11 protein-coding genes, 1 tRNA gene and 1 pseudogene are annotated in these 15,151 nt (G+C 63.4%); 5 read left to right on the top strand and 8 right to left on the bottom strand.

The features are described from left to right. Window positions 1-111 precede the first annotated feature (111 nt). The 3 genes from FJT57_RS09125 to FJT57_RS09115 all read right to left on the bottom strand — a co-directional run bounded on the left by FJT57_RS09125 (window position 112) and on the right by FJT57_RS09115 (window position 4,248). Window positions 112-184: transfer RNA gene (locus tag FJT57_RS09125), tRNA-Pro, on the bottom strand. Between the two features lie 50 nt (window positions 185-234). Then, window positions 235-2,085 (bottom strand): SLC13 family permease, encoded by a 1,851-nt coding sequence (locus tag FJT57_RS09120; RefSeq protein WP_144904338.1) that lies wholly within the window; start codon window positions 2,083-2,085, stop codon window positions 235-237. A gap of 105 nt (window positions 2,086-2,190) precedes the next feature. After that, window positions 2,191-4,248, bottom strand: coding sequence for a DEAD/DEAH box helicase (locus tag FJT57_RS09115; RefSeq protein ID WP_144904336.1), 2,058 nt, complete (start codon window positions 4,246-4,248; stop codon window positions 2,191-2,193). Window positions 4,249-4,488: 240 nt separating this feature from the next. Here FJT57_RS09115 and FJT57_RS09110 point away from each other — a divergent pair, with 240 nt between their 5' ends. After that, entirely contained in the window at window positions 4,489-5,664 is a 1,176-nt protein-coding gene (locus FJT57_RS09110) for a CBS domain-containing protein (RefSeq protein WP_144904334.1), read from the top strand. A gap of 27 nt (window positions 5,665-5,691) precedes the next feature. Here the strand turns inward: FJT57_RS09110 and FJT57_RS09105 are convergent, their stop codons facing one another. Then, window positions 5,692-6,432, bottom strand: a complete 741-nt coding sequence (locus FJT57_RS09105) for a competence/damage-inducible protein A (RefSeq protein WP_144904332.1) — start codon at window positions 6,430-6,432, stop codon at window positions 5,692-5,694. Window positions 6,433-6,558: 126 nt separating this feature from the next. Between FJT57_RS09105 and FJT57_RS09100 the strand changes: the two genes are divergently transcribed. After that, the gene (locus tag FJT57_RS09100) at window positions 6,559-6,747 is read left to right on the top strand and encodes a hypothetical protein (RefSeq protein WP_144904330.1); all 189 of its coding nucleotides are present in this window, start codon (window positions 6,559-6,561) and stop codon (window positions 6,745-6,747) included. A 166-nt stretch (window positions 6,748-6,913) separates the two neighbouring features. Here the strand turns inward: FJT57_RS09100 and FJT57_RS09095 are convergent, their stop codons facing one another. Next, on the bottom strand, window positions 6,914-7,339 hold the full coding sequence (locus FJT57_RS09095; protein ID WP_144904328.1) for a type IV pilin: 426 nt from the start codon (window positions 7,337-7,339) through the stop codon (window positions 6,914-6,916). Window positions 7,340-7,343: 4 nt separating this feature from the next. Further along, window positions 7,344-7,769 carry a type IV pilin gene (locus FJT57_RS09090; RefSeq protein WP_144904326.1) on the bottom strand — a complete coding sequence of 142 codons (426 nt, stop codon included), beginning with the start codon at window positions 7,767-7,769 and terminating at the stop codon, window positions 7,344-7,346. Window positions 7,770-8,186: 417 nt separating this feature from the next. Here FJT57_RS09090 and FJT57_RS09085 point away from each other — a divergent pair, with 417 nt between their 5' ends. After that, window positions 8,187-11,384 (top strand): DUF7827 domain-containing protein, encoded by a 3,198-nt coding sequence (locus tag FJT57_RS09085; protein WP_144904324.1) that lies wholly within the window; start codon window positions 8,187-8,189, stop codon window positions 11,382-11,384. 56 nt (window positions 11,385-11,440) lie between these two features. Here FJT57_RS09085 and FJT57_RS09080 read toward each other — a convergent pair whose 3' ends face one another. After that, window positions 11,441-11,755, bottom strand: coding sequence for a thiamine-binding protein (locus FJT57_RS09080; RefSeq protein ID WP_144904322.1), 315 nt, complete (start codon window positions 11,753-11,755; stop codon window positions 11,441-11,443). A 282-nt stretch (window positions 11,756-12,037) separates the two neighbouring features. Then, window positions 12,038-13,084: pseudogene (locus tag FJT57_RS09075) on the bottom strand (AI-2E family transporter); the annotation flags it as partial. A 199-nt stretch (window positions 13,085-13,283) separates the two neighbouring features. Between FJT57_RS09075 and FJT57_RS09070 the strand changes: the two are divergent. Next, entirely contained in the window at window positions 13,284-14,018 is a 735-nt protein-coding gene (locus FJT57_RS09070) for a YIP1 family protein (RefSeq protein ID WP_144904318.1), read from the top strand. A 427-nt stretch (window positions 14,019-14,445) separates the two neighbouring features. Next, window positions 14,446-15,129, top strand: coding sequence for a DUF1405 domain-containing protein (locus tag FJT57_RS09065; protein ID WP_144904316.1), 684 nt, complete (start codon window positions 14,446-14,448; stop codon window positions 15,127-15,129). Window positions 15,130-15,151: the final 22 nt, after the last annotated feature.

Genomic DNA, 15,151 nt, shown 5'->3' with positions numbered 1-15,151 from the left:
CCGCAGTTGTCGCAGTACCGAGGCTGCGCCTCATAGCTGAGACGCATCATCGCGACCACCTCGTATGGCCGCTAAAACCGGAAAATTCTCCCGGTTTATACGTAATGAGTATGGGACCGCCCGGATTTGAACCGGGGTCACGGGCACCCAAGGCCCGAAGTATACCAGGCTAACCCACGGTCCCGTACTCATCACTCGAACGGTCACCGAGTAAAGGATTTCGTTCGGCGTTTCTCACAGCCCCCAGATCGCAGCGATGCCGACGGTGGTCACCACGGCGAAGACCAACTGCAGCGGGCCGCCGACGCGAATGTAGTCGCTGAAGCGGTACCCGCCGGGACCGTAGACGAACAGGTTCGTCTGGTAGCCCACGGGCGTCATAAACGCCGTCGACGCCGCGAACGTGACTGCGAGGATGAACGCGAACGCGTTCGACCCGAGCGTTTGTGCGGCTTCGACCGCGACGGGGACCATCAACACGACGCTCGCGTTGTTCGAGATGACGTTCGTCAGCACGGCGGTGAGGAGGTAGAACACGGCGAGTACGCCCACCAGCGGGAGGACGTCGCCCGTGGCGACGATGACCTCGGCCAAGAGCGCGGCCGCGCCGGTGGCCTCCAGCGCGATCCCGAGCGGGATCACACCGGCGAGCAGGAACACGACGTCCCACTGGACCGAGTCGTAGAGTTCCCCCGGACGGAGACAGCCCGTCGCGACCATCGCGAGCGACCCGGCGAGCGCCGAGACGACGATCGGGAGGACGTCGAGCGCGGCGAGTCCGACGACGGCGACGACGATTCCCGCGGCGATCGGGGTTCTCGATTCCCGGTAGTCGTGCTGTTCGATCTCCTGGGCGACGATAAAATCGCGGTTGGCGTCGAGGCGCTCGATGCTGTCGGCGGTCGCCTGCACGAGTAGCGTGTCGCCGACGCGTAGCTTGACGTTGTCCATCCGGCGGCGGAACAGCTCTTCACCGCGACGCAGCGCGAGGACGGTCGCGTTGTAGCGCTGGCGAAAGCTCGCGGAGGTGAGTGACTCCCCGACGAGAGACGATCCGGGCGAAACGACCACCTCGACGAGGTTATGGCGGGACTGGCTCGCCTCTAACTCCGCCTCGTCGACCGCCGTCGGGACGAGGTCGAGTCCCTCGACGTCCAGCAGTTCGACCAGCGTGTCGCGGTCGGTCCGGATGGCGAACACGTCGCCCGCCTGGATCTCCTTCGGCCCGAGGGGTTCGAGAAACACCTCCTCGCCGCGGATGAGCTGAATCAGATCGACGTCGAAGTCGGTCTCGACGAGCGCGCGCTGGACCTGCTGGCCGACCAACGGCGAGTCCCCGCGGACGACGACCTCCGTCAGGTAGTCGGCCATCCCGAACTCCTCAGTCAAGTCCTGTCGGGGCTTGATCCGCTCGGGCGTCAGCCACTGTCCCACCGTCAGCAGGTACGCGGTCCCGACGACGCTCACGACGATTCCGAGTTGGGTGAACTCGAACATCGTAAACGTGCGCCCGATGAGTCGTCCCGAGAGTTCGGAGGCGAGGATGTTCGTCGACGTCCCGATGAGCGTGAGCATCCCCCCGAACATCGAGGCGTACGAGAGGGGAAGCAGGAGCTTCGAGGGCGACGTCCCGCCGCGTTCGGCGAGGTCAGTCACCATCGGCAGCAGGATCGCCACGGCCGCGGTGTTGTTGATGAACCCCGATATCGGCGCGACGACGCCGATCGTCGCGCCCAATTGCCTGCGCTGGCTCCCGCCGGTGAACGCGGCGATCCACGCGCCGAGCCGCTGTATCACGCCGGTTCGCTGGACGCCCTCGCTGAGGATGAACATCGCGAGCACTGTCAGCGTCGCCTGACTGGAAAAGCCCGAGAGCGCGTCGCCAGGGTAGTCGTCGAAGAGGACGATCGGCTCCGTGAGCATTCCGACTGATACGAACGCTGCCGATACCGGCTCAACGAGGAGCAGCGCGACCATCACGCCGATCGCCGTGACGTCGACCGGGACCGGCTCGGTCACGAAGAGCGCGAGCGCGGCGAGCACGATGAGGAAGACGACGGCGATGCCCGGAGATATCGGTTCCACACCGGTGGGTCGCTTCGGCGGTGCAAAATACTGTGGGATCGCATACCGCTGTGGTCTCGAAAGGCGTTCGGAGGACAGACGGTGCCCCGCAGCCACGCTGTGAGATCAGAACTCGTCTTGCAGTTCCATCTCGGCGACGAGGTCGTAAGGGTCGGTCCCGGACCGAATACAGTCCAGAATCCGGAACGCGTCCCTCGGCGAGAGGAAGTGCCGACAGACCGCTCTCCCCAACGGGGTCGGCTCGAAGCCGTCGATGAACGCCCACTGCAGCAGCTTTCCGAGCGCGTGTTTCGTCGGCACCTCGCCGACCATCTGATCGTTCAGCCGCTTGGCTCGCTTGCCCGCGACGACGATGTTCGCGAGCGTCTCCTCGGCGGCGGCGGTCTCGTCGTAGCGCGTCAGCACGTCCTCCATCTCGCCCTTCAGGAGCGTGAAGGCGACCTCGTCTTCTGTCATCTCCATCGAGTTGTGGTAGACGCAGTCGGGTTCGACGAGCAGGTACACCTTCCCCTCGTCGTGGTAGTCCGGGCGTCCCGCCCGCCCGAGCATCTGCTCGAACTCCTGGACGGAGAGCCACTCGATGCCCATCGCCAGCGAGTCGAAGATCACCTGCGAGGCGGGGAAGTCGACACCGGCGGCGAGCGCGGCGGTCGTGACCACCGCGGCCAGGTCCTGGTCGCCGAACTGCCGCTCGACGCGCTTTCGGCGGCCGTAGTCGAGTCCGGCGTGATACGGCGCGGCAGCGTATTCCAATTTTCTGGCGATTTCGTGACACCGACGCCGCGAGTTGGTGAAGACGATCGTCTGTCCGCGGTAGCCCTTCGAGGACTTCGCGTCGAACTCGCGCCTGACGAGTTTGTTGATGATGTCGGGCTTCTCGAGCCCGTCCGCGAACGTCACGTGCCGCTCGATCGGCACCGGTCGCTCCTCGAACTCGATGAGCGTCGCGCGGAGTCGCTGCGCCAACGATTCGGGGTTGCCAACGGTCGCGGAGAGGTACACGTACTGCGCATCCCCGTACGTGTCGCGCCGCGCCGCCCGCTCCTCGTTGTAGTACTTCAGGCGGCTGATGAGGCCGTCGAGGCGGTGGCCGCGCTCCTCCTCTTTCAGCGTGTGCACCTCGTCGATGACGACGGTGCCGACGTCGCCGAGGTCCTTCCCGGTCCGCAGCGCGTGGTCGATCCCCTCGTAGGTCCCGACGACGACGTCGGCGTTCGGGTTGAATCGGTTGCCGTCGTCGTTGATCCGCGAGGCACCGACGCGGATCGTCACGTCGAGGACGTCGCCGTACCGCTCCTCGAAATCCTCGTGTTTCTGGTTCGCGAGCGCGACGAGCGGCACAAGAAAGAGCAGCTTTCCGTCGCCCTTCAGCGCTCGGTCGATGCCCGCGAGCTCGCCGATGAGCGTCTTCCCGGTCGCGGTCGCGCTCACGACGAGTTGATCCCGCTCGTCGAAGAGGCCGTTGTCGACGGACAGCGACTGGACGGGCAGCAGCGTGTCGAAGCGGTCCTCGACGCGGCGCTGGAGTTCGGGGTGGAGATCCAGCGTCGACGTCTCCACGAGGTCGACGTCGTCGGTCGTCGCGCTGACGGTGTCGAACTTCGTGAGGTCGGGGTCGAGACCGCCTGCGAGGAGGTTCGAAATCCTGTCGAGGTCCTGTGTTTCGAGGAGCAGGTCTTCGAGTCGGTCCTGCGCCGCGCCGGTGAGTCGTCCCGACGAGGAGAAGTCGAGTTCGCGCGCTAACTCGCGTTTCGCGCAGTCAGGACAGATGTACTCTCGGTCGGTCTTGATCGCGGTATCTTCGGTGATCGGCGAATAGCGTCCGTCGGAGGCGCAGAACCGACACGTCCGAACGACGAGCGCCTCCAGTTGGTAGCCGTCGAGCATCTCCTGGAGGTCGCGGCGTCGACCCTTCGAGGTCTGCTGAGAGATACGGATTCGCGAGGCGCGGCGCGCGAGTTCGACGAACTGACTCGGGTCGCGCGGCTCCTCCGTGGACCCGCGCTTGATGCGGAACTTCGCGGGGCGCGGTCCGGCGTCCGTCTCCTGCAGTTCGAGCACCGCCTGAAAGACGCGCTCCCCGTCCCGTTCGACGACCGCGAGAAAGTCGTCGCCGGTCTCGTGCAGAAAGAGCGTGTCGACGCGGCCGACCTGTTGAGACACGCGCGACGATAGGTCGAGGAGGTATTTCAGCGGTTCGTCTCCTTCCGAGCGGATCCGTGTTTTCGTGACCGGTGGAGGCGCCCGATATCACGGATGGCGCAGTTCACGCGACGAGGACGCGCTCGGAAGCTTCGGGACACTCTCGGCCCGACTGGGCGGCTTTCCGGCTGAGGCGGATACCGGCACACTACTCGGCGTACCGCGGCTGGACTTAAGTCCCGTGCCTGACTATGCACCACTATGCGCGGAATTCGTATCGGTAGCGCCTTCGGTATCCCGATCAAGCTCGATCTCACGTTCCTGCTCGTCCTTCCGCTCTTCGCGTGGCTCATCGGCAGCGACGTCGGCCAACTCGTCGGCGTCGTCAACGACCTGTTCGGCTCCGCTATCGACGTCGGGCCGCTCACCACCGGATCGATGCAGTGGGTACTGGGCGCGGCCGCGGCGATCGGCTTGTTCTTCTGCGTGCTGCTGCACGAGTTCGGCCACTCGCTTGTCGCGATGCGCTTCGGCTACGAGATCGACTCGATCACGCTGTGGCTCTTCGGCGGCGTCGCAAGTTTCACCGAGATGCCGGAAGACTGGCGACAGGAGCTGTGGATCGCGATCGCCGGACCGATCGTCAGCGTCGCGCTCGGCGTGCTCTCGTATCTCGCCTTTCTCGTACTCCCGACGGCGCTCGATCCCGTGAAGTTCGTCCTCGGCTACCTCGCGCTGACGAACATCGTGCTCGCGGTGTTCAATATGCTCCCGGGGTTCCCGATGGACGGCGGGCGCGTCCTCCGCGCACTTCTCGCGCGCACGCGACCGCACGCGAGAGCGACGCAGATCGCCGCCGAGGTCGGCAAGGTATTCGCCTTCCTGCTCGGGATCTTCGGCCTGTTCGCGAACCTGTTCCTGGTGGCGCTCGCTTTCTTTATCTACATCGGCGCGTCCTCGGAGGCCCAACAGACGGTGATGAAGGCGGCCTTCCAAGACGTGACGGTCAGAGACGTGATGACGCCGCGGGAGAATTTGGATACCGTCGCCGAAGACACGAGCGTCGCCGAGCTCCTCGAACGGATGTTCACCGAGCGGCACACGGGCTATCCGGTGATGCGGGACGGTCGACTCGTCGGAATGGTGACGCTCGGGGACGCGCGATCGGTCAAGGAGGTCGAACGCGACGCTTACCGGGTCGAGGACGTGATGTCGCGGGAAGTGGCCACAATCTCGCCCGATGCCGACGCGATGACCGCGATCGAACAGATGCAGCAAAACGACGTGGGACGGTTGCCTGTCGTCGACGACGCGGGCGAGGTCGTCGGGCTCATCTCCCGCTCGGATCTGGTCACCGCGTTCAACATCATCCAGTCCCGCGGGGCGCTCTCGTCGCTCTCGGCGAGCGACCGATCGAGTCTGCCGAACCCGCGGTGACCCGGACGGCGCTGTCGTTTCTCCAGATTAGTACTCGGACGGCTGCGATTCGAGCGGGATGTTGGCACGCTCTCGAAGCCACTCCACCGCCTCCTCGAGTTCGGTTTCGTCGTCGCCGGTGAGCTTGATCCGCGTCTCCCCCGCGTCGCGATTGGGATAGCTGCCGACTCGGACGCCGAACCGTTCGGCGGCGTCCCCCAGTACCGACGCCAGTGCACCCTCCGGTTCGGGCGAGTAGAGCGTCCGGGTCGCCACGCTCCCGTCGAACTCGTTCGCCACGTTGTCGAAGACGGCTCGCATCTCCGCTGGGATCCCGGGCAGGACGTAGACGCCGTCGACGACGCAGCCCGGCGCGAGCCCCTCGGGGTTCGGGATGGCCGAGGCGCCCGCGGGCATCGACGCGTACCACTCCGAGCGGAGCTCGAAGTCGAGTTCCGGATTCTCCTCGAAGATCCGATCGAGTGTCTCCTGAACCGCTGCCTCCGCGACGGGATCGACGACTAACTCCCGATCGAGACCGTCGGCGATGGCCGACATCGTCACGTCGTCGGGCGTCCCGCCGAGGCCGCCGGTCACGAGGACCGCGTCGAAGCGCTCGCTCCACTCCCGCACTCGCTCGGCGACGACCGCCTCCTCGTCGGGGACGACGATGATTCGAGCGACCTCGACGCCGCGGGCGGTGAGTCGCTCGGAGAGCCACGTCGCGTTCGTGTTCTCGATGTCGCCCGCGAGCAGTTCGTTGCCGACGGTGACGATCGCCGCGTTCATAGCTGGCCACTCGAACGCCGACAGATTAACCCCTGCGCCTCTCGATACCGACGTTCGCAATGCCGCGTCATCCACCTCGATGAAGAGAAACGGAAAGTCCATATTCCGTGAGGAGTAGATCCGTGTATGGGACTGTTCGATAGCACTCGCGTGCTCGCCGGTGTCGCCCTCATAATCGTCGGGTCGCTGTTGCTCCTGCCGAGCGTTGCCCCGAACGCAGGCCAGATATTCACGTACGCGCTCGTTCTCGCCGCGGGGCTCATCACGTACGGCACGTGGCTCGTCGGCACCTCGGAAGGCAAGCCGACGGTCTGATTGACGGATCTCCCCCCGCGCGTATCGAGTCGACGGACCGGTTATCGCTGATTTTTCCACACCGCACGAATGCGATATTTTCCCGTTCGGAATAAGGAAGGTAGCGTGCCGCTCGTCTATGAAGCAGAGATGAAAAAGCGCGCCGGAGAAAACGCGGTCGAACCGACTATTCGGTGGGCGCGGTAGACTGACTCAGCGTCGCAGAGTTCTCGCCGTTCTGGGATTCCCAGACGACGCGGATGGTTTCGCCGCTCCAGTCCGCAGTGTTGTTGAATTCAACACTCGTTCCAGCTGAAACGGTTCCAGCCATATGATCTGTCCAGTTTGCAGATCCTCCAGCAAGCCCCGTTGTGGATAGTCGTTCAGCATCAATCGAATCACCCGTTTGATGGGTAATGGTGACATTGTTTGACGTCTCGTTGTAGTCAAAGTCGAAACTTGCCTGAGGTGCGCTCTGATCGATTCCCTGACCGAGATTCAGCACGAACGCGCCGATGACAGCGGCGAGGATGACAGTAATCGCGACCATTAGGATGACTCCAATAACCGGTGAAACCGCCGAATCGTCGGTGAAGAGTTCTTTGAAGTTCATTGTCTTATGAGTTGTCGGGTGCGGTGGATTCGCTCAGCGTCGCGGAGTTCTCGCCGTTCTGGGATTCCCAGACGACGCGGATTGTCTCACCACTGAATGGGTTGGTCGCGTTTTTCGTAATTGATGTCCCAGCGTTTACAGTTGGATGCGTAGACCAGTTTTCTGATGGGCCGTCATTCCACTCAACTCCGGTCGTGTTCAGTCGCTCACCTTCGATTGAATCCCCTGTCTCGTGAGTGATTGTAACGTTATTCCCCTCGTAATCGAATCCAAAACTCGCCTGCGGGGACGTCTGCTGAATCCCCTGGCCGAGGTTCAGCACGAACGCGCCGATGACGGCGGCAAGGATGACGGTTATCGCGACCATCAGGATGACCCCGATGACCGGCGAGACGGCCGAATCGTCTGTGAAGAGTTCTTTGAAGTTCATTGTTAATCTTGATACCAACCCACGACGCGATGGTATCGGTCGGTTCCGGGTGAACCGCGTCGTTTCCGGCGGTTTATGTCCGTCGTGAGTGGCGTAAGTATGACTTGTAAGTACAGTAATTTAAGCCTACTCCTCAAATTATCAGAATCGATACCTAGAACCGCTCTCTCACCCGAATCTGAGCGACGTCTCGTTCTGCGGCCGGTCGGGTATCCGCGTCACACAAAACCTATATTTTTGGCCTCTGTCAGTCCTAACGGATAGCGACGGCACGGCGTTGTGGCTCGATTGTCCCCCTCCACCGATACGGAGTCGACTACGCTCCGGCGACACTGTGTCGACCCGCGACGCCCTGTCAACGAGATTCCCCCGCTGGACGGTGATCACAGACGTCCCCGTCCACCCTACTGACCCACTATGACACGCTTACCCTCCCAAATCGGCGCGGTTTCGCTCGCGACGCTCATGGTACTGTCGGTCGTCGTCGGCAGTATCACGTTCGCTGGCTCTGTCGCCGCCGTCGGTAACGCGACCGCTGTATCGCAAATTGATCCGCTCACCGTCGACGAAGGAACCGAGACCGAACACACGTTCAACTACTCGTTCTCGGGTATCAATACGAGCGGAAACACCACGCTGACGTTCTCTGTTCCCGGTGAATATCCGGAGATCGTCGATCACATTATTGTCGTAAAGAACGGCACCGGGGCCGAACTGGATGCGACGGTCACCGATGATCCCCGAACGCTCTCTTTCGACGTCAACTCCACGACTGAGACGGTCTACTTCGATGGCAGCGTCACGCTGGAGAATCCGTCGGTGGAGACCGACGAGGACTATATCCTCAAATTCAACGGTACCGACGACGACGGCGACTCCGCTTCGGTCGACGAAACGCTCACCGTCGAGAACGTTCCGGGGGCGTTCGCGATCGGCAGCGAAGAACCGTTCGATCCGAGCACAGTCGAGCAAGATACCGAGAATCAGCACACGTTCAACTACTCGATCAGGGGCATCGACACGAGCGAAGAAACGACCTTCGAGATCAACGTCCCCAGCGAGCTCTCGATCGAATCGTCCGACGTCGTCGTGAAGAATGCCTCCGGGGCTGAGCTCGGTTCCCTGACTGAGAGCGGCAACACGCTCTCGTATTCCGACACCGTCTCGACGGAGTCTGCCTATCTCGCGGGCAGCGTCAATCTGACCAGCCCCACCGTCCCCGAGGGCGAGGAGGAGGTAACCTATAACCTCACAGTGGAGGTCAGCGACCCTGCACGATCGCAATCGACGGATGAAGAGCTCACTGTCGAGTACGAGGGCGGCCAGCCCGGCGATCCCGAGTTCCTGAGCGCGACGCAGTACGAACAGGGCGGCACAGCGTACATCGAGGTCGCGTTCTCCGAAGATATCCAGAACTTCGCGTCGAATTACGGGATTTACGTCGACGAAGAGGAAGTGACGGGCGAGCTCAATCCCACCGTTAACGAGGCGCAAGGTCGCGTCATCATCGAACTCGACGACACCGACAGCCGAGACCTGACGCTCCGACTCGAAGGCGGGATCGAGGACACTGACGGAAATGCGCTCGCGAATCCCGACAGCCCCGAGTACAAGCCGATCACCTTCGCGCCGACGACTGTGGGGGCGGGGGAGTCCGCCAACGTCTACAGCGGATCGGTCGTTTCGATCGTTGCCGACTCCTCGAACACGGACATCACCCTGCAGGGAACTGAAGACGACACGGACGGTTACTTCTTCGAGGGATCCACCGGCACCAACAGCCGAATTTTCCTCTTCGATACGGACGGCGAGGAGATCGGTGACTACGAGGCAGACATTGGAAGCGAAGGGACGGCCTCGATCACGGTCCGTGACCTCGATCTCACACTCGATATCGAGGACCGAAACGTGACGACCCTACAGACGATCGACGGGACCGTCTCCGGACAAGTCGGTGGGAGAGAGATCCAACTGGAACTCCTCGATGACAACGACGAAGTCGTCGACGAACGGCTTGTCGATCTCTCCGGGCAGGGCGACCGCGACTTCAGCTACGACGTCGAATCGCTCCAACTCGAAACAGGCGAGTACACCGTTCGCGCCACTGACACCGCCTCCGGCGTCTCGGCCGAATCCGAGACGATAACGATCCGAGAGGCGGGCGATACGGAAGCGCTGCTTCCGAACGACGTCGTCGAGGAACACCGCGGTGACGTCGTCGCGATCCCGATCGAGTTGCGGAACACTCGCGAGGCGACTCTGACAGTCGGCGACGACGAGGCGGGCTATCAGGCGTCGGTGACCGTTCGTGACGACGACGGCGACGACCGCGACGGCGAAGTGACGGTCTACTTCAACAGCTACGAGGCACCGAACGTTGGAACCGGATCGTTCGATGGCGAAAACGATCTCTTCAGCGTCAGTGACGGCGACGAAGTCGTCGACGGCGAGGTGACTATTGGCGTCTCGGACCTCCTCGACGCGGAGGCTTATCCGCTGTCAGTCGAGACTGAGGGTCGAGAGACCGATATCCAACTGCTCTCGTTGCAGGAGCGGGAGACGACCGCGATCCGGACGTGGACCGCGCCGCGAAACCGCTACGGTGACCTCGACGCCGCCGCGGACGTTCGCGAGGGGACGGACGACGAGTGGCTGACCCGCGATTCGGACATCGCCGTCGGCGACACCGTCGTCTACGAGATCGAGGCCTCGGGTCTCGAAGGCGCGCTCGATGCCCACGACCAGGACACCGTCACCACGGAGTTCTTCGATTTCGCCGACGGAAACAGGACCCAGTTCACCGTCGAACAGCAGGATCCCGGGCCGAATCAGGACCCGCTCCTGCTCGACTTTGGTAGCTCTAACGCCCGCGTCGTGGCGGATTCGGCCAACGACACCTACTACGTGGTCGCACAGACCGGCGAGGACGACCTCGAAGGCGTCCGCGACGAGGACGGCGACGGCGTGATCGATCCCGGCGAGGATGAGACCGGATCGGTCGACGCCGACGACAGCCTGCGGGCGTCGTTCACCGTGTTCGGCGACGACGAGAACGACCTCGATCTGACGACCGGCGGCGAGGACGAGACCGTCGAGACGACGCACTCGCTGACCGATCCCGAGTTCGAGATGACCGAGCCGTTCAACGTCACCGAGGTGAGCGGTCAGGAGATCTTCGGCGAGGCGACGGTCGCGCCGGGGACGGAAGTCCGCGTCCGCGTGCGGAGCGCCGACGGCGTCCGACCGGCGTTCCTGAAGAGCGAGACGACGACCGTGGACGCCGACGGGCAGTTCCTCGTGACGCTGTCGTTCAACGACACGAGTCCGGGCGATAGCTACTCGATCACGGTCGACGACATCGGTCCGGCGTCCGAACTGGTCGTCGAGGGAACCGTCCAGCCCGTGATCGCGACCCCGACGACGGACACGCCGACGGAGACGACCACCACGTCGACTGCGCAGCCGACGACCACGACGGCGACGGGGACGACCGCCGCCACCACCACGACCGATATTCCGACGGTCCAGACGCCGACGACGACGCCCGGATTCGGCGTGCTGGCGGCGCTCGTCGCGCTCGCCGGTGCGGCACTGCTCGCGCTTCGACGGGAGTGACTGACGACGGTTCTCGCGTCTGACTTTTTTGCGCCTGACCCGTCTTCGCCTCCGAGTTAGGAGTGGTCGCTGCGGGCGGGGCGACCCAGCACCGACTCGACAGATGCCACTTTCTCGCGGGCGCGATCGCGAGACGTGCGCTTGTCGTCGATCTTCAGCACCGTGCTCACGCGATCGCCGTCCACGGCGCAGTGGGCAGCCTCGGCGGCCGCGAAAATCGTTCCGACGTCGTCGGCCTCAATGACGGTGCCCATCGGATTCGTCTCGTACTCGACGTCGAAGTCGTCGAGCGCGGCGACGGCCTTCGCGACCTCATCGGCCATACTACCTTCGATCACGGGTGCGACGCTCAGGAGTGCGACGGCGGTCATAGCGTCGCATTCGTTCGCGAGGCGCTAAACGTTTTCAGTCCCACCGGCCTCGTCGCCGGTGCCATCGCGGGTTCCGTCGCCAGTGCCGGTGCCGCCCGTTGCCCGCGGCTCGTCGACCGAATCTCGATCGGCCCGTGAGTGCTGTCCCGATTCGGGTTGTGCACTCGATCTTGGGTGCCCTTCCGCTGCCGTCTGTTGATCGGCGACCGGATGCTGTCGGGAGACCGGGTGCTGATCGGAGACTGATTGGTGACCAGCGATCGGCTGCTGCGTCGACGGTGGTGCGCCGAGGAGCCGCGGCAGCGCCGTGTTCGCGAAGGTCAGCCCGATCACGAGCAGTATCGGCGCGAAGAAGAGCCCGTAGAAGCCGAGGACGACCGGACCGAGCGTGTACGCCAACATCAGCAGGCCCACGTGCGTCTCCTTCCCACTCAGAATCGGTCGGAGGATCAGGTCCGGAATCGTGTCGACGACGACGACCGCGACGAAGGCGAACACGCCGATGTACAGTAGATTGGTCGGATCGCCGCTGAGGACGATCGGCAGCGCGCTCACGAGCGTCACCGGGACGTACACGATCTTCATCCCGACGACGGGGATCAGACTCGCGATGCCGGTGAGCGCGCCGACGAGCGCGGGGTACGGGATCTCCGCCGCGGCGGGGGCGAACGTGTTGTAGATGCTGAACGCGCCGATGGCGATCAGGCTGATCGCGAGCACGTTCAGGAGGTTGCCGAACAGGACGGCTTCGAGCTCGTCGTCGACGGCTTCGAGGTACTCGCGTACGATCGCGCCGTCGTCGAACCTGAGCAGCCAGCGACTGACCTTGTGACCGTCGACGAGCAGGTAGTAGGTGACGATGATGACGATAAACATATTCAGGAAGAACTCCGAGACGAGCGTCGTCAGGAACTCCGCGTGCTCGGTCGCGAAGTCGATGAACGGGGCGAGGTCACCCGATTGATAGGCGTCGTACAGTCCTTGGACGGTGAACTCGGGAAGTTCGGTGATCCCCCCGAACCACTCGAAGTTCTCGCTGGCGACCTCGATCAGTGCGTACTGTTCGATGAACCGCCGAGTTTCGACGATGAGCAGGATGGTCGCGTAGCTCACCAGTATGATCAGCGGCAACGCGAGCGACACCAGTACGACGACCGCGCGGGCGCTCGCCGGGAGTCGGAAGCGCCGTAACGCCCCGTGATAGCGCCGAGTCGAGTAGTACAGAAAGACAGAGACCGTCAGCGGGGCGATGAATTCGTAGGCGAGGGCGGCGGTGACGACGCCGACGATGAGACCGAAGAGGGCGACCGCGAGGCGGTTTCCGTTCATATACGTTGACGTTTCCACGGTTCCGTACTAAAACATAGCTCTGGGAAGGTGATCCTTACCCGGAATCACGATACCAAACTGCTAGAAAGGTGTAGCTGACAGCGGGATTCATCCGAATCAAACTCCCGTTCTTTTCGGCTCTCGACTTCGCGGGTTTCGAAAAAGTATTTACTCTCGCTTCGGCCAACCGACAATCGGAATGGTTCCCTCCGTTCGCCCCCTCCGCCAGCTCGTCGTGTCGCCGACGCGGTTTTTCGAGGAACGGCCGCCAGCGGAGACGCTTCCGATCGCCGCCGGTATCGTCATCGTGTTCGCAGTCGCGCTCACCGGTGGCATACTCCTCGTCGGCTCGATGCTCGCCGGATCGGTCGACGCCACGGTCACGATGGACAACCCGGAACGACCGCCGGATTTCGTCTGCGAACAACACGCTGACGACCCCGACTCGGCGTTCGGAGACGGTTGTGACGAGCCGAAGACGATCGAACGCGACGCGGGAGAACTCATCCGAGAGGCCGCGAACGATTCGCTCTGGATCGGCCTCGTCGGACCGTTCGTCCTGTGGATTCTCGGGACGGTCACCCTGTTCGCGGGCGGTCGGCTCGCGGCCGGAGATCCTTCCGTCGCGGGCACGGCGGCGCTCGCTGGCTGGGCGGCGCTCCCCGAGTTCGTCCGGCTGGCCGCCGGATTCATCGGACTCTGGTACGTCCTCGACGACCTCACGATCACGACCCTCGACGGAGCCCCCGCGGTGCTGGAAGCGGCGATGGCCTCGATCGAACCCGTCCTCCTGATCGCCTCGATAGTCACGCTCGTCTGGCAGTGGTCGATTCTCAGTGCGGGGCTCAGCGAGGACGCGGGGATCTCGCGTGGAGCCGCCGCCGTCGCTGTCGGCGTCCCGCTCGTGATTTTCTTCGTGTTCGGGGCGCTGTGACTTGGTGACGACAGGTCGGGACGCGTTCAGCTGTTGTATACGACGCGCTAGCGCGGCGAAGAACTGACACAGGAGAGCTTCGTCCCCGTCTGGAATCCCCGAGTACAAGGTACAGTCACCTGGGGCTGATCCGACCCCATAGGACGACTGATCGACAGAGCCTCCGTTCCGCCTCCGCTGCCCAGTTACACGACAGGGTGGTAGTTTGTCGGGCGCGAAGCGGCGGGAACCGACTCGATCCAATCGCCGCTTTCGAGCAATCGCTCGCCGGTCAACACGGGAGCGAACGATAGAGACTTACCTCTGTGTTTCATTCGGTGGCGACGAGTGGAAGACGGTGCACACTGCCGTCGATGCAGGCACGAACGGACTCGACGTGTCGGACGAGACTGTCGAGTGACCGCTCGACTAAAACAGCAACCACACGATGACTTCGATTCCCACCACAGACTCCCTTCCGGCGTACCTCGCTCCGCTGCCCGCCCGTGTCGAGACAATGGTGCTTCGTCTCGTATGGGTCGTCGTCGCCGTCAATCTCGCGGGCACCGTGTTCGGGTTCTGGCACTACCGGTTTCAGCTCTTGGACAGCCATCCCGTGATCTGGCCCGCAGTGCCCGACAGCCCGCTGGCGACGTTGTGTATGGTCGCGAGTCTCGTCTCGTGGAAGATCGGGAAGAACCGCAATTGGATTCACGCGCTGGCCTTCGTCGGGAACCTGAAGTACGGCTTCTGGGTGGTCGTCGTCCAGCTCGCGATCAACGACGTGCTCGCCACCGGCGATCCCTACAACTGGTTCTTGCTCGTCAGCCACTTCGGGATGGGACTGCAGGCGCTCGTGATCTACCGGTACGCCGAATTCACGATTCCGTCGGTCGCCGTCGCCACCGCCTGGTTCAGCTTCAACGATATGGTCGATTACTTCGTCCCGCTCGTGGGTGACTATCACCACACGTTCTTCGGCCCGCGGTTGGGAAATGCGGTCGACCACACCGTCCCCGCTCACGACGTCGCCGCCGCCGCGGCCGTCGGGTTGACGATCCTCGGGACGTTTCTCGCGCTCGCGATTCGCATCCGACAGATCGAGCATCGGTCCGCCAGCGACGTCGACTGACCGTGCGTCCCCCTCAGCGCGA

Source organism: Halobellus captivus, from assembly GCF_007655485.1.
In the GTDB taxonomy this organism is placed as follows: Archaea; Halobacteriota; Halobacteria; order Halobacteriales; family Haloferacaceae; genus Haloquadratum; species Haloquadratum captivum.
The sequence above is the reverse complement of the archived record's forward strand: the minus strand, read 5'-3'. Positions and strand labels throughout refer to the sequence as shown.

Coding starts and splice junctions, on each gene's coding strand:
- FJT57_RS09070 (WP_144904318.1), top strand. CDS start 13,284: ATGGTTCCCTCCGTTCGCCCCCTCCGCCAGCTCGTCGTGTCGCCGACG.
- FJT57_RS09085 (WP_144904324.1), top strand. CDS start 8,187: ATGACACGCTTACCCTCCCAAATCGGCGCGGTTTCGCTCGCGACGCTC.
- FJT57_RS09105 (WP_144904332.1), bottom strand. CDS start 6,432: ATGAACGCGGCGATCGTCACCGTCGGCAACGAACTGCTCGCGGGCGAC.
- FJT57_RS09095 (WP_144904328.1), bottom strand. CDS start 7,339: ATGAACTTCAAAGAACTCTTCACCGACGATTCGGCGGTTTCACCGGTT.
- FJT57_RS09080 (WP_144904322.1), bottom strand. CDS start 11,755: ATGACCGCCGTCGCACTCCTGAGCGTCGCACCCGTGATCGAAGGTAGT.
- FJT57_RS09065 (WP_144904316.1), top strand. CDS start 14,446: ATGACTTCGATTCCCACCACAGACTCCCTTCCGGCGTACCTCGCTCCG.
- FJT57_RS09090 (WP_144904326.1), bottom strand. CDS start 7,769: ATGAACTTCAAAGAACTCTTCACAGACGATTCGGCCGTCTCGCCGGTC.
- FJT57_RS09100 (WP_144904330.1), top strand. CDS start 6,559: ATGGGACTGTTCGATAGCACTCGCGTGCTCGCCGGTGTCGCCCTCATA.
- FJT57_RS09110 (WP_144904334.1), top strand. CDS start 4,489: ATGCGCGGAATTCGTATCGGTAGCGCCTTCGGTATCCCGATCAAGCTC.